The sequence below is a fragment of the Gloeotrichia echinulata CP02 genome (genome assembly GCA_038087035.1).
GTDB classification, from domain to species: domain Bacteria; phylum Cyanobacteriota; class Cyanobacteriia; order Cyanobacteriales; family Nostocaceae; genus Gloeotrichia; species Gloeotrichia echinulata.
In genome coordinates this window covers 4,958,785-4,977,873 of the sequence record CP051187.1, presented here as the reverse complement: position 1 = coordinate 4,977,873, position 19,089 = coordinate 4,958,785, and the positions used below count along the sequence as shown (strand labels likewise).

18 protein-coding genes are annotated in these 19,089 nt (G+C 39.8%); 7 read left to right on the top strand and 11 right to left on the bottom strand.

The features are described 5' to 3' along the window. Nucleotides 1-23: 23 nt before the first annotated feature. From hypF to HEQ19_21800, 7 genes are all read right to left on the bottom strand, one after another. Nucleotides 24-2,393 (bottom strand): carbamoyltransferase HypF, encoded by a 2,370-nt coding sequence (hypF, locus tag HEQ19_21830; protein ID WYM01754.1) that lies wholly within the window; start codon nt 2,391-2,393, stop codon nt 24-26. 190 nt (nt 2,394-2,583) lie between these two features. Then, a complete protein-coding gene (locus tag HEQ19_21825) occupies nt 2,584-3,771 on the bottom strand; it encodes a hypothetical protein (protein WYM01753.1) in 1,188 nt (395 codons plus the stop codon). 129 nt (nt 3,772-3,900) lie between these two features. Then, the gene (locus HEQ19_21820) at nt 3,901-4,761 is read right to left on the bottom strand and encodes a NifU family protein (GenBank protein WYM01752.1); all 861 of its coding nucleotides are present in this window, start codon (nt 4,759-4,761) and stop codon (nt 3,901-3,903) included. Nucleotides 4,762-4,830: 69 nt separating this feature from the next. After that, complete coding sequence (locus tag HEQ19_21815; protein WYM01751.1) at nt 4,831-5,055, bottom strand: hypothetical protein; 225 nt, start codon at nt 5,053-5,055, stop codon at nt 4,831-4,833. 12 nt (nt 5,056-5,067) lie between these two features. Continuing rightward, nucleotides 5,068-5,334, bottom strand: coding sequence for a hypothetical protein (locus tag HEQ19_21810; protein WYM01750.1), 267 nt, complete (start codon nt 5,332-5,334; stop codon nt 5,068-5,070). Between the two features lie 25 nt (nt 5,335-5,359). Beyond that, the gene (locus HEQ19_21805) at nt 5,360-6,343 is read right to left on the bottom strand and encodes a hypothetical protein (GenBank protein WYM01749.1); all 984 of its coding nucleotides are present in this window, start codon (nt 6,341-6,343) and stop codon (nt 5,360-5,362) included. Between the two features lie 77 nt (nt 6,344-6,420). After that, a complete protein-coding gene (locus tag HEQ19_21800) occupies nt 6,421-7,821 on the bottom strand; it encodes a transposase (protein WYM01748.1) in 1,401 nt (466 codons plus the stop codon). A gap of 88 nt (nt 7,822-7,909) precedes the next feature. On the opposite strand from HEQ19_21800, the gene HEQ19_21795 reads away from it, so the two are divergent. Next, a complete protein-coding gene (locus HEQ19_21795) occupies nt 7,910-8,071 on the top strand; it encodes a hypothetical protein (GenBank protein ID WYM01747.1) in 162 nt (53 codons plus the stop codon). 1,754 nt (nt 8,072-9,825) lie between these two features. Further along, the gene (gene aroC, locus HEQ19_21790; protein WYM01746.1) at nt 9,826-10,914 is read left to right on the top strand and encodes a chorismate synthase; all 1,089 of its coding nucleotides are present in this window, start codon (nt 9,826-9,828) and stop codon (nt 10,912-10,914) included. A 209-nt stretch (nt 10,915-11,123) separates the two neighbouring features. Here the strand turns inward: aroC and HEQ19_21785 are convergent, their stop codons facing one another. Together HEQ19_21785 and HEQ19_21780 are read right to left on the bottom strand one after the other, a co-directional pair. Beyond that, complete coding sequence (locus HEQ19_21785) at nt 11,124-12,842, bottom strand: hypothetical protein (GenBank protein ID WYM01745.1); 1,719 nt, start codon at nt 12,840-12,842, stop codon at nt 11,124-11,126. A 3-nt stretch (nt 12,843-12,845) separates the two neighbouring features. Then, complete coding sequence (locus HEQ19_21780) at nt 12,846-13,424, bottom strand: hypothetical protein (GenBank protein WYM01744.1); 579 nt, start codon at nt 13,422-13,424, stop codon at nt 12,846-12,848. A 362-nt stretch (nt 13,425-13,786) separates the two neighbouring features. Here HEQ19_21780 and HEQ19_21775 point away from each other — a divergent pair, with 362 nt between their 5' ends. From HEQ19_21775 to HEQ19_21755, 5 genes are all read left to right on the top strand, one after another. Beyond that, the gene (locus HEQ19_21775) at nt 13,787-14,080 is read left to right on the top strand and encodes a hypothetical protein (protein ID WZI66980.1); all 294 of its coding nucleotides are present in this window, start codon (nt 13,787-13,789) and stop codon (nt 14,078-14,080) included. 171 nt (nt 14,081-14,251) lie between these two features. Further along, nucleotides 14,252-14,506 carry a SemiSWEET transporter gene (locus tag HEQ19_21770; GenBank protein ID WYM01743.1) on the top strand — a complete coding sequence of 85 codons (255 nt, stop codon included), beginning with the start codon at nt 14,252-14,254 and terminating at the stop codon, nt 14,504-14,506. A 21-nt stretch (nt 14,507-14,527) separates the two neighbouring features. Beyond that, on the top strand, nt 14,528-16,171 hold the full coding sequence (locus HEQ19_21765) for a radical SAM protein (protein WYM01742.1): 1,644 nt from the start codon (nt 14,528-14,530) through the stop codon (nt 16,169-16,171). Nucleotides 16,172-16,226: 55 nt separating this feature from the next. Continuing rightward, nucleotides 16,227-16,418 carry a CPXCG motif-containing cysteine-rich protein gene (locus HEQ19_21760; GenBank protein ID WYM01741.1) on the top strand — a complete coding sequence of 64 codons (192 nt, stop codon included), beginning with the start codon at nt 16,227-16,229 and terminating at the stop codon, nt 16,416-16,418. Between the two features lie 32 nt (nt 16,419-16,450). Beyond that, complete coding sequence (locus HEQ19_21755; GenBank protein WYM01740.1) at nt 16,451-16,894, top strand: SRPBCC family protein; 444 nt, start codon at nt 16,451-16,453, stop codon at nt 16,892-16,894. Between the two features lie 14 nt (nt 16,895-16,908). Here the strand turns inward: HEQ19_21755 and HEQ19_21750 are convergent, their stop codons facing one another. Next, complete coding sequence (locus tag HEQ19_21750; GenBank protein WYM01739.1) at nt 16,909-18,339, bottom strand: DUF4335 domain-containing protein; 1,431 nt, start codon at nt 18,337-18,339, stop codon at nt 16,909-16,911. Further along, complete coding sequence (locus HEQ19_21745; GenBank protein WYM01738.1) at nt 18,336-18,962, bottom strand: DUF3038 domain-containing protein; 627 nt, start codon at nt 18,960-18,962, stop codon at nt 18,336-18,338. Before HEQ19_21745 ends, HEQ19_21750 begins: the two co-directional genes overlap by 4 nt. Nucleotides 18,963-19,089: the final 127 nt, after the last annotated feature.

Here is a 19,089-nt window from a genome sequence, read left to right as displayed (position 1 = left end):
ATGGTTTATTTGCACCGACCTACTTAACTAATTAATTGAGATGCAGCAATAATAGCTTGTCCGAGGGATAAACCACCGTCATTAGATGGAACTAAACTGTGAGTTAGGACATTTATTCCTAATGCTTGTAGTCTGGAAGTAACTTGTTCTAATAAAATGGAATTTTGAAATACTCCTCCTGTCAGGACTACTTGATTAATGAGATGTTCTTGAGTAAGTTTTTGTACCATCTCGACAATTGTTTTAGCTAAACCTTTGTGAAATTTAGCGGCGATTATTCCTGGAGGAATCTGCTGCTGTAAGTCATCGAGCAAGGTTTGCCACATTGGACTAGAGTCTATACAATAAATACTATCGAAAATCGTAATCTTAAAAGGATAAGTTTGCGTTTCTTCATTATTCTTTAAGCTATTGACATTGACTAAGGCTTCCATTGCGATCGCCGCTTGTCCTTCATAGCTACATTCTTCTGGATAAACACCGATAGCCGCTGCTACTGCATCGAACAAGCGCCCTACTGAGGAAGCTGGGGGAGAGTTAATACCTTTTTCTATTAGCTGATTTAGTAGCTTTAATGGCTTTTTTTCTAGAAATTTGAATATTTCTAAATCTCCGTATTTTTGGGTTAAATTATCCCAACTGTCGATTGCTAATAATTGGGCGTAGGTGTTACGCCAGGGCTGATATATTGCTTGTTTACCGCCAATCATAGCCACTGGTTTAAATGTTGCTAGTCGCTGGAATTTGCGGTAATCTGCTAAAAGGAATTCTCCACCCCAAAGTGTACCATCTTCGCCATAACCCAAACCGTCTAAAGCAATACCTAAAACTGGTTGATAATTTCGAGGAATACCATTTTCCGCCATACAAGCAGCAATGTGGGCGTGATGATGTTGGATGGAATAAAGTTTGATTTGATTGGCGGTTGCTAGTTCTTGACCGAGTTTTGTAGAAAGATATTCTGGATGTTTGTCAATGGCAATAAATTCTGGTGTATGCTCAAATAAATTTAAGTATAATTTTAAGGTATCCTGATAGGCATTCAAAGCCGCAGCATTTTCTAAATCTCCCAAATGTTGCGAGATAATTGCTTCCCCTTCTCGCAATATACAAAAGGTATTTTTCAACTCGCTACCCATTGCTAAAATTGGCGGAATATTATCAAATCCTGGTGGTAACTTAATTGGTGTTGGTGCATATCCTCTAGCGCGGCGAATTGTTTGCACTTGCTCACCAATAACTCGCACGACCGAATCATCTACCCGGTTAACAATCTCGCGATTATGAAACAGAAAATAATCAGCAATATTGCCTAACTTTTCTCTGGCTTCATCATTATCAATACATTGGGGTTCATCGGAAAAATTGCCACTTGTTAAGACAATTGGACGATGCATCCGCTTGAGAATTAAATGATGTAAAGGCGTATAAGGTAACATGAAACCAAGTGTATTTTGCCCTGGTGCAATTGAAGGGGCGATAGGTGAGTAATCATGAGTTAATTCCCCATTACCAAATCCCTTTTTTCGTAATAAAACAATAGGCGCAGCGGAACTTGTTAATAATTCTCTTTCCTGAGCGTTGACGGTGCAATATTGTTCAATTACTGATATATCTCGCGCCATTAAAGCTAAGGGTTTATAATAGCGTCCTTTACGTTGGCGGAGTTTTTGTACAGAGGTTTCTTGAGTGGCGTCACAAGCAAGATGAATACCACCTAACCCCTTAATTGCCACAATTTCGCCTTTTTGCAGTAGGGTACAGACAGCATCAACATCATCTAGCATCGAAAACATAGAAGCAGTCACAGGCTTACCATCGGGACGTTCTAACCAAGCTTGTGGTCCGCAAATATAGCAGGCGATTGGTTGGGCATGAAAGCGGCGATTTTCTAGATTATGATATTCTTTTTCACATTCTGGACATATGCTAAATCCAGACATACTAGTATTGCATCTGTCATAAGGAATAGTCCGAATAATACTTAAGCGAGGACCACAATGGGTACAGTTTGTAAAGGGGTAACGATAAAAGCGACTAAAGGGGTCAAAAATTTCTTTTTGACATTGGAGACAAGTAGCAGCATCAGGGACAATTTCTGTTTTAACTGCGCTATTTACACTGTGAGAAATTATAAAATCATCAAAATTAAATTCACCCTCATAGACACTTCTAATTAACTCATTAATTCTTGCCAAAGGTGGACATTCTTGCTGTAATCTAGTGACAAATTCTGTTAAATCAGCTTCACTACCAGCAACCCGAATTAACACACCTTCTCCATCATTACAAACATCACCACGCAACCCGCAAGCTTTAGCGATGCGATATACAGTAGGGCGAAATCCCACCCCCTGAACAGTACCGCGAACCCTAATTTCCTCCACCTTCATATTTTTCCCTTCTCTGCGTTCGCGGAGCATGTCGTAGACAGACGCTCCGCAGTTTATATTAGACCTCTTGCAAAAGTACCCTAACACCCCACCCCGCAGAATTTTAGATTTTAGATTTTAGATTTAATCCACAATCCAAAATCTAAAATTCGTAGGGTCAAAGACCGGGTGGGGTTCCTTTTTTTTTGATTTATATAAGAAGTTTATTATCCAACTTCCACAACAAAATTCTATTATTACCAGAATCAGCAATTACCGCCATATCACCACAAACATTCACCCCATAACACCAATTTAAACTATCTCGCCTCGCCAATCCAAAATCCCGATTTTCACCCTTACTTTGAAAATTATTTTGTCCCATGATCGCATCTGCTCCAACCCCTTGCAGTGATAGAATTGATTCTGGCTTCTTCCATCCTAACAAACGAGAATTCGCAGTATCAGCTACCAGCAACCAATCACCAGCAACAGATACACCATAAGGCATACTCAAGGTACTACTATTAGGAAAATAAATCCCTTGATTCATTTGGACAGAATCAAAGCTTTTTTGTCCTAAAACTACTGCAGAAGGTTGATTATTTTCTGTTGGTATCCCCTCCCAAATCATCACTCGGTTATTACCAGCATCGGTGACGACTAAATTTTCTCCCCAAAAGGTGATATCGTGACACCAACGCATACTCGACGCGGAAGGAGAACCCCCGTCATTTTCGTTGCGCGATATCATATCTGGTTGTCCCAAAACTAAATCGGCTGGTTGACCATTTTCTATTGGTAATTGGTGCCAAATTAATACCCGGCGATTTCCGGTATCGGTAACAAATAGCCGTCCTTGATGATAGAAAATGCCATAAGGCCAATGCATTGTATTCGCAGACGCAGTTTGTTTTCCCCTATTAGGTTCTGTGTCGGTAAAATTAGCTTGTCCTAACACCAAATCGGCTGGAATATTGTTATCTTCAGGTAAATTTTGCCAAATTAATACCCGATGATTCCAAGCATCAGCCACCGCTAACCCTTTACCCACAGCACAAATTCCTGTAGGTACACTGAAAGTTGCTTTTCCTGGTGTATGTTTAGCATTTTGTCCCTCATGGTTAAAGTCTGGTTGTCCAATTACCCAATCAGCACTTTGACTGTCTCTGGTGGGTAAGTTCCGCCATCCTAATAACCGATGATGTCCTGTATCTGATACCCACAAAGGACCGATTTCTGATAATAAACAAGCACCGCGAGGAGCAAACATTGTTGTGTCACTTGGTACTACAGGTATTGCTAATTTTTCTGGTTCGATAATGTTACCTAAAATTACCTCTGCACCTTGAGGTGAGAAGAGAGAATTTGGGGAAATTTCTTGGTTTTGTTTCTGCAATTTTGGTTTAAAGATTCCGAATTTTATTTTTTGTAGGTTGTGTTGGGTTAGCCTACGGTAAGCAAGCTACGTTCCTCAACACAACCTACAGTTAGTATTTGCAAATATTCCCTATTTCCTATTCCCTAGCTACAGGTTAACAAAAATGCGATCGCCTTTTATCTGTATGGGATATGATTGTAGGAAAATATCGGGCGCGGTTAAACATTCACCTGTCTCTAATCTGTACTCAAATTCGTGGATCGGACAGGTGATGATCCCATTTTCTACTTGACCCTCAGCTAGGGGATTTCCTAAGTGAGAACAAGTGTTGCGATAACAGGTGACATTCACACCTTGACGATGTAAAATTAAGGAATTACCTAAAACTTGTACTGCCAATACACCAGTTTCGGGAACTTGATCAATAGTTGCTACTCTGATCCAAGTCGATCCTCTCTGTGGGTAAAATGGACTGGTTAAACTAGAAGCATTGCTATCAACAGTCGGACGATTATTGACAGCAATAACTGTAGTAATTTCTGGACAATGGGATTTAATCGCCTGTTCTACTCCTTGCGATAAAGTCAAGGTAGAAGCTGCACAATTACTACAAGTTCCGGTTAACCTGACTTCTACCTTATCTGGTAGTTTAATTGCCACTAACTCTACATCACCGTTATGGCTTTGTAAACCTGGACGAACTTCATCAAGCGCTATCTGAATACGGGTTTCTAATGGTGGTCTTGGCGGTTTTACTAATTCGTGATAAAGCAATACTGCGTATACTACTTCATCAGCAACAGCAAGACGTAAAGCTGACATTGAGTCTTCTTTGAGGCTTTTGATCAACCGCTTCAATGCTGCTTTATGTAAAGACTCAATTGCTCTTTTCAAACCTACAACTACGCATTTCTGACTTTCGTCCCACTCGTCTATAATTGATTCAAAGCGGTTAATTTCTTGAATCAATTCATCAAGTGTTGGTGTGTGTTCAATGAGTGTAATCATTGGTTATTGTTTACTCTTAACTATTCCCTAATGCATGTAGACCGATAACCTTAAACACTCAACTCACACTTACTTCATTTTGAAATCCTTCAGAAGAAATGGCATTACTGCACCTGTCACTAAGCTAGATATTACTATTGTTAACCAAAAGGGAAATTCGGTTTGTGCAAGTGACAACAATATCAAGAAAGCTATGCTACTACCAATAGCTGTTTGTCGGATAAAATAACCAGGATCGCGCAGTAGCTTTCCTTTAAAAAATAATTTGGCGGAAAACCACCCAATATCAAACATATTTCCTCCTATCTATAAATTTTGCAGTAAATTCAGCAACAATAGCCCTAATAATATGGCGGGAATTACTCCAGTCGGTCCAAAGAATCCACCCAATATTGCCGAAAAATTATAACCTATATCTTTTCCAGCTAACAGCATCCCACCAATCGCCCCGCCAATCATAGATAATACCGTGGCTACTAATACCCACACAAATCCTGTGATGATATTAATGTCACCATTTGCGAAAAATGTGATAAAATCCCTAAGATGAGAAACGCTGAAAATCTCACTCATAATTTCTCTTCCGTTTAGTAATGTGTTAACCGTCAACCGTCAACTGTGAAACCTCAAATTGAATTTCTTGCAAAGCTTGCGCTACCACCTCGGCTTGTTCTATCTGTTCATGTTGGCGAAAGATTTCCCCAGCTTCTTGATAATATGTACGCGCTTTTTTGAGATTTTGTAAATTACCCGCTTCTGGTTTTTGTGGGTCGTCGGGTAAGTTGAATAAAGCGTTAGCTTTGTTAGAAATTGTGTTAGCGTATTCTAGCGGCGTGTCTCTGGAGTTACGCACTTTCAACGCTTCGTCATAAGCTGCGATCGCTCGCAAATTATTCTCTACAGGATGGGAACTCACTAAATATTGCAAAGCGTTACCTAAGTTGTTTTGCAACATCGCATATTCCCTAGGGTGGTCAATCAGAGTAATATGCTTGAGTGCTACCTCAAATGACTGCACAGCAAGCCCTTGACGCAAGTATTCCCGTTCTGATGCTAGGGGCATAGAAAGGTAGGCGATCGCAATATTGTTGTATAAAATTGCATAATCTTGTGGGTAATCCTCCCAAGTAAATACCCGCAAAGCTTCATGATAAGCCTGGATGCTATCTGTGATTCGTGCCAAATTAAACGGCACCAACGACTGTAACACCAAACCGAAATTCATCTGCGCCTGGGCCACTTCCTCTGGTGAAGCTAATTGTTGTAAAATCGGTAAGGCCTCTTCATAACCAGCTTTCGCCTGCAGCAGCAGTTCGGACCCCCCATCCGGGATTGTCTGTAAAGTCCCAGCCATCCCCACCAGCGCCTGAGCTTTCAGGAGGGGATAATCCTCACCACACATCTGATATGCTCGATAATACAGCGAAACTGCATACCGCAAATCCTTGGCAGTTTTCGGCCTTTTTTGAAAGCCTAAAGCCATCTCGATCAGGATCTGGATTTTTTCTTCTGTCGTTGCTGATTCCGACGCAATGGCCGCGATCGCAGCCTTCACGGCTGAATCTGTAATACTAGGATTCATAACTACCGTACTCTAGCCCATTGGAGAATTGAGTCTTTCAACACCTACGAAAATTCAACAATAATTAGTGACATCTCCTACACCAACCCTACGGGTATGGTGTAGGCTTCTGAAGTCCTGTTAAGGATGTTCAAAATTTCCTTTGTAATACTGTCAGACATAGTTCCAACTATGTCTATTTTCTTACTACGGCGTTTTATACTTGGCATAATGCCCAAGCCAAGTCTCTTCAAATTGATAGCGGCATTAATGTCTCTATCAACTCTCAAAGATTCAATCTCATCCCAGTAATCTCTAGTATCAAGATTAGGAAATACTATCTCGTTCCGATAACTGAGAATTTGACTAGTATAAGCAGGATTTTGAGGTATCACAACGGCACCAGCTTTTGCGGCTATGTAACCTAATATCTCAAAAAACTGTCCAAATGCTGCATCCATCCAAGATTTATTTAATCCAGACTTTGCTGATTGTCCATTGGGTAAAAACTTACCATTTTCGTCTGGCTTTGGTGCATTTCTTTTACTCAAACCTTGTAAATTAAGTTTTTCATGGAAAAATACTTTCTTACCACTTCTTACAAGTTTATGGGCAGTCTTATATTGAAAATCCTTACGACTTCTAGCGATACGTTGATGCTGTTTACCTTCTTTTTTAGCTAGTTTTCTTCTAGGTTTACTACCAGGTTTTCTTTTATTTCTCTTGATTGATACTTTATCCAGTTTATGTTGGTTTTTACGTAGTGATTTTAAAGAAGGTAGTTTGTCACCTGCGGATGTAGCCAGATAATCATCACCATGTAAAACAGCGTCCAAACCCATTGAATTATCCCAAGCTGGAACAATTAAATCAGGATTAAAATCAGGTACAGAGGTATCTTCCAGACACATCTGGATATACCAACCATCTACTTTTTTGGTTACGCTGATTTGTTTAAGTTTAAAACCACTGGGCAAAGGTCGATGCATTCTGACTTGTACAACACCCAATTTAGGTAATCTTAGATATAACCAGTTTTTCCGAACTAGTTTAATCCAATCATCTTTAGCACTTGCAAAAGTCATTGTGCCAAAACTAGCTGCTGTTTTAAAACGTGGCTTACCCGAACGCTTACCCTTTTTATCACCAACCATAAACCTTTCAAAAGCCTTATCAACTCGCTTACAAATATCTTGCAAAACAGTTGAATCAACACGAGAAAAATCTAGTAACTCTCCACTATGCATTACCTTGATAAAATCTTTCTTTATTTCTGGTAATTGCAACTTTTGAGAGTAGTAACTTGGCCGCTCAAATAAACCAGGGAAAGTGTCTTTCCAAAAAGGAAACGCTTTTAGCTGCAAGTGATTGTTCTGCCACCATGAAAACCGCTCACCCAATTGTCGGTTGTACCAATAACGAGATATTCTTAACCACTCGTTAAGCTCTATCTTTTGATTAGTATCTGGGTAAAACTGATACTGGTAAGTTGTTTTCATCGTGATTCGACCTCTCACTTAACTTGTTATATGCTAGCATGAATGTACGAACAATGTACAGCCATCATGAAAAAGATTAGGGTTAAGGATGTCTGAACGTAGATATAATAAGTTGCAGTTATATTCAATACAAGTTGATAAAACAATGACACAAGTTTTAGAAGAATTTATCGATTCACTACCGAATCCAGAAATTGACAAAAACTCGACTGCCATTCAATCTGTTTCACCTGCGGTAAAAATTGATTGAATGGCGTCTCCTTTTTGTCGCGCAATTCATCCCGACACCAACACGAAGTGTATGGTGCGGGGCTTCTTGCTGTTTAAGCTAATTCGTAATTCCTAATCGCCCTTTTTTACCACAAAGCTGCAAAGGCATGAAAAAAAGAATCAACTTTTTACACTATAAAACACTCTATTGACAAATTTCTAGGGGGTAAATCCCAATATTAAGGACAGTTTTAACTACCTTAAGTCTTGATTAACTTATTCTGTGTCAGCAGAGAACAAAGTCAGAAAAATCTCACAATCTTATTTGCACATATTTTATGCAATTTCTGCATTTTTGTCAAAAATATTAAATTGTTTATTTGTATTTAAATTTAACATTTATTGGTCAAAATCTACTTTTACTTTGCCAGCAAAACCCTTGACATACAAGAACTTCACTGAAAATTTACAATCTGGTAGCACAGCCAAGAAATGACATTGGTTTATATATTATTCATATTTTAGCCAAAAAGTCTGTCATGCCTACAACCTTTTACTTAAAATTTAAATATACTTAAGTTTAGGCGAAATATTAAATTTTATTTAACCACAATGAATTTACTAAAAAAATCCTTTATTTTAGAAGATCAATATCGATAAAAGGGATTGGATATCAGGAATACTCTTCCCCAGTCCCCTTGTTCAACAGGTAAATCATATAAAAATATCTAGCAATTGACACTCTCAGGGCTAAAGCCACTGAGTTTCCCACTTCCCGCGAGGTCCTATGACTAACTTACTCTGGCTACAAGGCGGTGCTTGTTCAGGCAACACCATGTCATTCGTGCAATCGCTATAGAATTAAATTTAGAAGTCCATGATTGCGTGCTGTAAAAGTTTCCTCATAGGAATACGCGGGATGCGGGAAACTCAGCGTCTTCAGACCGCTCGTGGTCAGCGGCACGAGCGACTTCAGTCGCAGTGGTATTTGTGTTAAAATTAGATCGTGAGTAAGAACAAAAAACATCTACGTGTTGAAGCATCCTAGTATCGGAGAAATCCCGGCTCCTATGAAACAACGGTTAGGTTTAAGTCCTGGCGCAGTATGACAGGAAAGAGCAAATAAAGGCTTGTTGCGGAGCGTACCGCAATACTGCGTAGGATTTGCAGGGGAGGCAGGGGAGGCAGGGGAGGCATGGGAGGCAAAACTCAACGCCAGCCTCCATTTCTCCCCCTGCTCCCCCTGCTTGCCTCAACCAAGAAATTCCAAAACCTACGCAGTATTGGAGCGTACCGCGTCTTGGCTTAGTGATGGATTCTGAAAGCATTGGAAAAAATAAAAGTAGCTAGAAACCTAAGCTTGACTTAGAGTGACTAGGTAGACGGCGTTTGACGGTCGTAGCGAGAGTTTTACTCTGTCTGTAGAATCTCAGTGTCTTTAGACCTGAGAGTGTCAAAGTTTTGGCAATTTTTCTCCTGACTGGGGATTGACCAAGCCAATTTTAGATTTTAGATTTTAGATTGTTTCGGTTCCTTGCAGGCCCCGCAGAATTTTAGATTTTAGATTTAATCCAAAATCCAAAACTTGTACTGAGCGTAGCCTTCGGCGCCCGCTCTTAAGTCGTTGGCGTAGCCTCTGTCTGCGACACGCTACGCGAACGTAGAGAAGTATCCAAAATCTAAAATTGTTTGGCCCTTGTGGTCGGGGTCAATCCAAAATCCAAAATCCAAAATCGTTTGACTGCAGTCGGTGCATGGTATCCTATATAAGCCAAACTGTATTTCCTCAACATTATGGGCAGCACCTTCGGACATTTATTCCGCATCACCACTTTTGGCGAGTCTCATGGTGGGGGTGTGGGCGTTGTAATTGATGGTTGTCCACCACGTTTGGAAATTTCCACCGAGGAAATACAATTTGAGTTAGACAGGCGACGCCCAGGACAAAGTAAAATTACGACGCCGCGCAAAGAAGAAGATAAGTGCGAAATTCTCTCTGGGGTGTTTGAAGGGAAAACTCTGGGGACACCCTTAGCGATTTTGGTACGCAACAAAGATACTCGTCCCCAAGATTACGACGAGATGGCACAGAAATATCGCCCTTCTCACGCCGATGCTACCTATGATGCTAAGTATGGAATTCGTAATTGGCAGGGTGGCGGTAGATCCTCAGCGCGTGAGACAATTGGGAGGGTGGCTGCAGGTGCGATCGCCAAAAAAATTCTCCGTCAAGTCGCCAATGTGGAAATTATCGGTTACGTCAAGCGCATTAAGGATTTGGAAGGCGTAATTGACCCCAACACCGTTACCTTAGAAGATGTTGAAAGCAACATCGTCCGCTGTCCTGATGCAGAATTGGCAGAGCGGATGATTGAATTAATTGAACAAACTGGTAGACAAGGCGATTCTATCGGCGGTGTGGTAGAATGTGTGGCGCGAAATGTCCCCAAAGGTTTAGGCGAACCAGTATTTGATAAATTAGAAGCAGATATCGCTCAGGCTGTGATGTCTCTCCCCGCTAGCAAAGGCTTTGAAATTGGTTCCGGTTTTGCAGGGACGCTGTTAACGGGAATTGAACATAACGACGAATATTATATTGATGAAAATGGTGAAATTCGCACCCTCACCAACCGTTCTGGTGGGATTCAAGGGGGAATTTCCAACGGCGAAAATATCATTTTGCGCGTCGCGTTTAAGCCGACAGCGACAATTAGAAAAGAACAGAAAACTGTAACTCGTGAGGGTGAAGAAACCCTACTAGCTGCTAAAGGGCGACATGACCCTTGCGTATTACCACGTGCAGTCCCGATGGTTGAGGCGATGGTGGCTTTGGTGTTATGCGACCATTTGTTACGGAATCATGCTCAGTGTAAAGTTTTGTGACAATTTTGCTGTTTCAGCGATGATTTATGGTTAAAGGGCGACCTGAAAGATCGCCCTTTATTTTACGTGATTTACAGCCATTTTCAGGTAAATAGACCACAGGGTAGGGGCGCAAGGCCTTGCGCCCCTACGAAGATCTGTGGTTCAAATGAGTGAAAATTGCTGTATAAGCCGTTACAGTTTTTAACAGTCCCAGTTGCTTGAGTATATTACTGAAAGGAAATTTCATTATTGTTAATTTTTGCCTCAAGTTTATCCTTAACATCTTGACTAAAGTTGAAATCAGATGCTAATTCATTTAAATCTTGATATTTTGTTGTTTGTCTGCGTTTGATTAATTTATCTATGGTGGTCTGTTTAACACGAGTACCTTTAAAAATACTAGTCAAAGTAGGTTTATCTGCTGTATTTATATCAATTATTTTTTTACTATGCTCATCGTCTGAAATAACTTTAATAACGTTAACTTTATCAGCTTTAATAAACGTAATTTTTTTTAGTTCCAGTTTTCTTTGTAAAAGTACTGGACATTCCGGAGCAATAAGAAAGGCTAAATCGGGTGGAAGTCCGTCTGAGTTAACTGATTTGAAATCAACATCTTTTAACCATTTTTCAAATGTTTCTAAATGACTTTTCAGAAGCTCATAGTTTTTAGCTTCACCAAAAGCTCTTGCAATAACCTTCTCATTGTGTAATAATTCTGCATAACAATCAAAAGCATGACCTTCTAGCACAGTTGTAGTTGAAACTGCTGATAGCTTGTATGTGAACTTGCTTAAATAACTGTGCCATTTTTGTTTACACTGTGCTTCTAGTAATTCACGCGCATTACCTTCAAATAGCTGCTCAGGTGCCTCACTAAAGTATTTCTCATGTATTTCTAAAACTGCTGATGCATAGTCACGGCAGAAAATTCTCAAATTTTTTGCTGGTTTCAATGGAATATTTTTTATTTCTTGCCATGCTTTGTGAAAATCTTTATATCCTTTGTAAGCTCCTTCAATTCGTTTATCAATTTCGCTTCTTATCATTTCAAACTCTTTATTATAGCCAGGACTAAGGTTAATAGGTGAACCTTGTATTATGCTTTCTAAAACTGAATCTCCTGCTATAAATCCTTGTACGTTGTCTGATGTCCCTACTATGTACATTAACAAATGTATTCTTGATTTGAATTTCTGACGTACTCGCTTAATCAATGCTTTAAACAAAGCTCTAGTTTCTTGAATAAAATTAGGAAAACTTTGCAGGGAATCTAATTCATCTGTAAGATATACAAATGTAAAACGTGGTTCAACTGCTGAAACTTCAGTAAGAACATGAAAGAAAAAATCTTCAAATGCAACACCACTTTCAACTAAAAATTTATTAAACTTAGGAGCAAATTGAATTTCAGATTTGGCAGATTTTAATTCATTAACCGGTGACTTATCTAACAAATCATTTAATATACGTTCTGCTACATCTTCGACAGATGAAGTAAGATCTTTATTATGTAATAACTCCCAAAATGTTTGAGCTAAAATATGACAATATAATTTGATACTAAAGCTTTGTTCTCCACCAATAGTAAGTAAATCCGAAAGCTGAAATCTAATAACTATAGCAAGTTCTCTATAAGTAGGTTTATTTTTAGTTAGCTCATGTAGGTAAGTAAGTAATGATGTTTTTCCACTACCAAGCAAGGCTGCTACAAACCTAAACGTAAAGTAACCATCATCAAAACTATGCCTAATATCATCCTCAAGTAGTTCAGTTATATTACTTATTTGACGCCCAGACATACTCTTGGCTATTGAGCCTTCACCAGATACTCCAGGAGGACTCACTACACGTTCAATCCAAATATCTTCAATAAAACCTTCCCCTCCCTGTATTTGTTGAAGAAAGTTTTTGATATATCTTTTTTTTCCTGCATCTTCTGGCATAAATTATTCTACCCATTGAATTAATTCATCATCTTTTTCGGTAACGGCAAATATCTTGCCTTCTGTTTTCAAACGAGCGAAATATTTATCTAATAGTGATTGAGAAATGGCATTTGTTTCCTTAAGTTGCGAACAAATATCTTGACCACGAATAGCAACCACTCCGCGCAATTCTTGCTTATTTTTCTCCTCAATATAAAGCTCTTTAAATTTTTCTACAAAGGTTTCAAACTTCATATCATCAGCAAGCATTGCTGAAGTGTAATCTTGAAAAGATGTTAATGTAAGGCAATATAAAAGAGTGTTTAAAACTTTTTGTCCTTTTGAAGAATTAAATTTATAATCACTTGTTTGAAGATTAGTAACTAATACTTTTTTCCCTTCCTCTGTAATTGAAAGCCGACTTCTTTTAGGTGATTCTAGTAATTTTTTTTTACACAAAGCTTCACAAATTTTATCAGCGTTCTTTTGTTGTTCCTTTGATAAATGTTTTTTTACAATACCTTGAGTCACTGTACCTTCTTCTGAGTAAGCAAGTGTGTAAAGTAAATAAAGTAAATACTCCGTGGCAAGTTTAGTCATAATTTCCTTTTTATGCTTACACTGATGATTTTACAAGAACATGCCAGATTCTTTACATGGTAACAAAAACATTACTGCCTCTATACTATTTATAACATACAGCAAGTAGCTTGTCTAGTTTGTTACCCATAATACTTAAGCAACAATATGTGCTTTATATTACTAAATAATTATTTTATTTACTGAAGAAAAAGTTCAAATCCTGAATGAGTTATTAATCAGGCTGGAAACATTTGATTACTTTCCCTGGTTGTAAAATTACGGGCACGAAGGAAGCAACAAGAGGTTGAGCCAAGATAGCTACATATTCAGATACCCCTGATAACCCTTTTCGCAAAGCGGCGCTAGAATTGCTATATAATTTGCAACAAAACTTACAAGTCACTCAAAATCGAGATGCAGATGATAGGGAATTACTTATGCGATTAGCACCACTTTATCAACAAGACCGTGAACTGGCGATACAAGAAGGAGAACAACGCGGACTACAGCAGGGAGAACGCTTAGTAGTAGAAAACTTGCTGAAAGTGCGTTTTGGTGAATTAGATAATGACCTGCAAGCAATTATTGCAGCTTTATTGGCGTTACCACCAGAAGAGTTTACCCCCTTACTATTGCAATTATCCCGCGAAGAATTAATTGCTCGGTTTCGCTAGGAAACTTCCAATTTCCCAAATAGCCAATGAAAGTAGGGTGTGTTAGCCAAAAGTAGACACCGCAACCAAGGTAGTGTCATACTCTTGTTTAACTCATTCTACAACTGCTAATGGATAATTTATTTTTTGATATTTCGCCAAATAACGGCATTATTTTATTGGGGTCAATTCATGGATTTTGTGACAGTTTTAGGATTAGTTGCTGCTTCCATCACTACGTTCTCATTTTTGCCGCAGATGATGAAAATATGGCAATCTAAATCTGCTAAAGATGTCTCCTTTGTCATGTTGATTTGTTTCAACACAGGCATATTTTTATGGCTTATCTATGGAATTATTCTCCAACAACTGCCGATAATTTTGGCTAATGCTGCCACATTATTTTTCAACTTGATAATTTTATGGCTTAAAATTAGATATAGATAAAGTTCCCCATAAAAAATACCTGTGACATCATCTGTATTTGACTCTGAACGCCTCTTATTTAGCCCCACCACCCCCAACACCGACGCTATCCGGCTGATTTTTGCTTTTCCCAATGAGTACAGCGTGGGTATCACGAGTCTAGGCTATCAGGTGGTGTGGGCTACTTTGGCAATGCGTGATGATTTACAGGTGAGTCGTCTATTTACTGATATTCACGAACAATTACCCCGAAAGCCGGAAATTGTCGGATTTTCGATTTCATGGGAACTAGATTATGTGAATATTCTCAATTTGCTGGAATCTTTAGATATTCCGATTCGCGCCACTTCTCGTGATGATCATCATCCGATAATTTTTGGTGGTGGTCCTGTTCTCACCGCTAACCCTGAACCCTACGCCGATTTTTTTGATGTGATTTTGTTGGGTGATGGGGAAACATTGCTGGGAGATTTTATTGCTGCTTATAAATCAGTTAGAACCGCCTCAAGAAATACTCAACTTATAGCACTTGCACAAATACCGGGAATTTATGTTCCTAGTTTGTATGCCGTGGAATATCATGCAACAGATGATGGAGTCAAGTCCATTAAGCCCATTTTACCAGAAATTCCCGCATTGGTGCAAAAACAAACTTATCGAGGAAATACTTTATCCGCTTCAACTGTTGTCACCAAAAAGGCAGCATGGGAAAATATTTACATGGTGGAAGTGGTGAGAAGTTGTCCAGAAATGTGCCGGTTTTGTTTAGCAAGTTATCTCACTCTACCTTTTAGAACTGCTAGCCTGGAAACTTCGTTAATTCCAGCCATTGATCGAGGTTTACAAGTTACAAAGCGATTAGGATTATTGGGTGCTTCTGTAACTCAACATCCAGAATTTGAAACCTTGCTCGATTATATTAGTCAACCCAAATATGATGATGTGCGCCTGAGTATTGCTTCGGTAAGAACCAATACGGTAACAGTACAACTTGCACAAACTTTAGCCAAACGAGACACGCGATCGCTCACCATTGCTGTAGAAAGTGGTTCGGAAAAATTACGACAAATCATCAATAAAAAGCTACATAACGATGAAATTATTCAAGCTGCAATCAATGCTAAATCTGGGGGATTGACAAGCTTAAAACTTTACGGAATGGCGGGAATTCCCGGTGAAGAACTAGAAGATTTAGAGCAAACGGTAGCCATGATGCGTAGTTTGAAAAAAGCAGCCCCAGGATTACGATTAACATTTGGATGCAGTACATTTGTACCTAAAGCACATACCCCATTTCAGTGGTTTGGGGTAAATCGTCAAGCAGAAAAGCGGTTGCAGATGTTGCAAAAAAACCTGAAACCCCAGGGGATAGAGTTTCGCCCAGAAAGTTATAATTGGTCTATTATTCAAGCTTTATTATCCAGAGGCGATCGCCGACTGTCAAAGCTATTAGAACTTACCCGTAACTTTGGCGATTCCTTGGGTAGCTACAAACGTGCTTTTAAACAACTCAAAGGGCAAATTCCTGACTTAGATTTCTACGTCCACGCCAATTGGTCAACGGAACAAGTATTACCCTGGAGTCACTTGCAAGGGCCATTACCACAGTCTACACTAATCAAGCACTTGGCTGATGCAACCAGTCATTTCGACTCATCCTCCAAAGAACTTCAGCCATTAAAATAATAATTTTTTTACGCCGAAATAAACTCTACATTAAAATTGAGGAGAACACCTAAAGATGCAAACAACTGCTGAGTATTATTGCGCCTATTGCGGCGAACCGAGCTTAACCTTTATTGATTTGAGTGCAGGGGGACTTCAATCTTATATAGAAGATTGTCAAGTCTGTTGTCACCCAAATATTTTGTATGTGCGAGTTGATGAAGATACTCTGGATATCGAAATTGATACAGAATATGAAGAAGGCTGATTTGTAAGTTTTTTTGTTAGGTTTTTCTTTCCATGCGGCACTTTAAACATTCCTCCGTCATTAATGCACCAGTAGAAGTAGTTTGGAAATTTCACGAAAGACCAGACATTTTACAACTGCTGACCCCACCTTGGCAACCTGTTCAAGTCGTCCGGCGTGACGGGGGACTCGAAGAAGGCGCAATTACAGAGTTTCGCCTTTTTCTCGGACCATTACCCTTAACTTGGTTAGCCCGTCACACTGAATACGAAAAATATCGCCTATTTACTGATAAACAAATATCAGGGCCTTTTGAGTCTTGGGTACATAGACATGAGTTTGTAGCCGAAAATGACAAAACTAGGTTAACTGACGCTATTTCCTTCTCTATGCCCGGTGGAGAAGCAGTTGAATTGATCAGTGGTTGGTTAGTGCAGGTGCAACTAGAGGCGATGTTTCGTTATCGCCACTACATAACAAAACGGGAATGCGAATAGAAGGCAATAGGCAATTACCTGTATCCTTGCCAAGGCATGACTTCCAGTTTACCACTAGCCTGGAATACTACTTCGTAGTGGGCTAGAGGTTCATTGCTCTTGGGAGCAACTAAATTGGAGCCATAACGTGCTTGTAACATCGTCGGAAGTGGTGTTTCCTTTTGATAATCTACAGCAAGTTGGTTAAGTGGTTCATAATCGGCGATCGCACCATCTTTGTTAACAGCTACCCGATACTTCAAATCTCGCTCAAAGTTGGGTTTACCAGCCCAATTTTGGCGAACTGTATTATAAAGCTTCTCGTTTAAATCTTTGACTGTGTTAGAGTCAGTAATCTTTACCCCAATTACCTCTGGTGTCTTCGTGTATCCCCGCCAAGGACTGACTTCTGGAATACCTTCTCTTGTAAAAACTACCCTAAATTGGGCAATTGGTTCTTGAGCATTGTTCGTGCGGCTAGCGGGATTGTAAAGTAAATTCGGCAGAGGAGTTTTCCCCACCTCCTCATTTGCTCCTCGATTCACCGCTTTATAACCAACAATCTCACCATCCGCCGCCACACCCACACGATAAACCAAATCCTCTGACAATCCTGAGCGATTAGCCCAAGCGGGATTAATTTTGTTATAAAGTTGGCGATTCAATGCACGTAGCTGGGATGCATCAGTAATTTCGGGAACTGTATTTAAGAGTGCTTCTAAATCTGTAACTGTGGGCGTTGCACTAGCAATCGGTGTGGCTGTAGGACTTACAGCCGCAATGGGGCTTGGAGTCGAAGTAGCCCCAGGATTAGCGCTAGGTATTGTCGAACTAGTCTGCTCTTGTGGCTTCGGTTCTGGTGGGCGTACTTGCGGCGCAGGAATCAAGCTAAAAGCCAATGCAGCCACTGCTAAACCCGAAACTCCGATACCAGCAGGTACCGCCTGTTTGACCAAAGCTTGACTAGCAATGCCACTAGATCTGGCAACTGGTTGTAATTCTAGCGACAACTCTGGTAAAGTTTGGCTGTCAGCAAAAAATTGATCTACTGCTTCCACTAAATCAAACAACTGCACCGTATTTAAATCTATTTCAACAGGCGGTTTATTATGGTTACGATTAGCATCAAAACCGTCTGATTCTACCTCCGAATGCACAATCAATCTGTGTCGGTTGCTGTCAATTTTCCACAACTCTACTAGTTCTGATTCCTGGTTGTGTGCTTGTGGGTTCGGAACATTACTCAAAAATTCTTGGGCATAGCCACTAACCGCCCTCACTAAACTTTCAAAAAATTCCCGCCCTCCCACCAAAGGCTGATTATAGCTAGATAAATAGCATTCTGCATTTACCAAAATTGACAATTCTGGGCGCAATTCCTGAAATTGTACAGCCCTAGTTACATCACTTAGTCCCTCTAACAGCAGAGTACAATTAGGTAGACTATACTTACGTTGAATATTCATTCTACTTCCCCGTCAAAAAGACTAATCCAGAACCGCTGCATCCCAGCCGTGCCAGTACAAAATAATAATTCTCCCAACAAATGTATAGCTAATTCATCTAATTTTTCATCAGAATTTAATGCTAGTACACCAGAACGCCGGGAATTCATCCGGCTTTTAAAATGCACTCTAAATCTTTCTAGGTAATTAGAAAGCCGCAAATTTTGTTCCAGTGGGATCTGCTTTTCATCCATTTGTTGATATATCATCAGCAACTGGCGAATCACAACTGTTAACCGTCTGGCTATATAACAAGCAATTACTACCAAAGCCTTAGCTTCCATGATACTTAATGGACGGCGCATGTGCGCTCTCCGCAAAGGGTTAGAGCTACGCATTCGCCACAAATTCACTCGGTCTTTAATAATTCCTTTCAAATCCAATTCTTCAGCAAATGCCAAAATGGCTTCAGAACCACCCAGTTCTAAAGCTTCAATTGCCAATAAAATCAAATCAATTTGCAACCGGGTTCTCCGGGGACATCCCTGTCCCTCAATCGCCGGGTCAGGTAAAGTGTCCAGAATCATCGGTAGTGACTGGGGGGTTGGACTGTTCAACGGCGTTAAACTCGCGGAGACATTCATTCTCAAAATACCTTATGCGGTGCCAATAAACTAAGTAAATCTAATTTAAGATAAGTAGCCAAACAAGATCATGAAACTTGTGGCAGTAGTAGTGCTGCATGATATATACATTACTTACTAGTTCTAC

Excerpts from the sequence above, each read along its gene's own strand:
- hypF (WYM01754.1), bottom strand. The coding sequence starts at position 2,393 with ATGAAGGTGGAGGAAATTAGGGTTCGCGGTACTGTTCAGGGGGTGGGA.
- HEQ19_21820 (WYM01752.1), bottom strand. The coding sequence starts at position 4,761 with ATGATTACACTCATTGAACACACACCAACACTTGATGAATTGATTCAA.
- HEQ19_21815 (WYM01751.1), bottom strand. The coding sequence starts at position 5,055 with ATGTTTGATATTGGGTGGTTTTCCGCCAAATTATTTTTTAAAGGAAAG.
- HEQ19_21810 (WYM01750.1), bottom strand. The coding sequence starts at position 5,334 with ATGAGTGAGATTTTCAGCGTTTCTCATCTTAGGGATTTTATCACATTT.
- HEQ19_21805 (WYM01749.1), bottom strand. The coding sequence starts at position 6,343 with ATGAATCCTAGTATTACAGATTCAGCCGTGAAGGCTGCGATCGCGGCC.
- HEQ19_21800 (WYM01748.1), bottom strand. The coding sequence starts at position 7,821 with ATGAAAACAACTTACCAGTATCAGTTTTACCCAGATACTAATCAAAAG.
- HEQ19_21795 (WYM01747.1), top strand. The coding sequence starts at position 7,910 with ATGTCTGAACGTAGATATAATAAGTTGCAGTTATATTCAATACAAGTT.
- aroC (WYM01746.1), top strand. The coding sequence starts at position 9,826 with ATGGGCAGCACCTTCGGACATTTATTCCGCATCACCACTTTTGGCGAG.
- HEQ19_21785 (WYM01745.1), bottom strand. The coding sequence starts at position 12,842 with ATGCCAGAAGATGCAGGAAAAAAAAGATATATCAAAAACTTTCTTCAA.
- HEQ19_21780 (WYM01744.1), bottom strand. The coding sequence starts at position 13,424 with ATGACTAAACTTGCCACGGAGTATTTACTTTATTTACTTTACACACTT.
- HEQ19_21770 (WYM01743.1), top strand. The coding sequence starts at position 14,252 with ATGGATTTTGTGACAGTTTTAGGATTAGTTGCTGCTTCCATCACTACG.
- HEQ19_21760 (WYM01741.1), top strand. The coding sequence starts at position 16,227 with ATGCAAACAACTGCTGAGTATTATTGCGCCTATTGCGGCGAACCGAGC.
- HEQ19_21755 (WYM01740.1), top strand. The coding sequence starts at position 16,451 with ATGCGGCACTTTAAACATTCCTCCGTCATTAATGCACCAGTAGAAGTA.
- HEQ19_21750 (WYM01739.1), bottom strand. The coding sequence starts at position 18,339 with ATGAATATTCAACGTAAGTATAGTCTACCTAATTGTACTCTGCTGTTA.
- HEQ19_21745 (WYM01738.1), bottom strand. The coding sequence starts at position 18,962 with ATGAATGTCTCCGCGAGTTTAACGCCGTTGAACAGTCCAACCCCCCAG.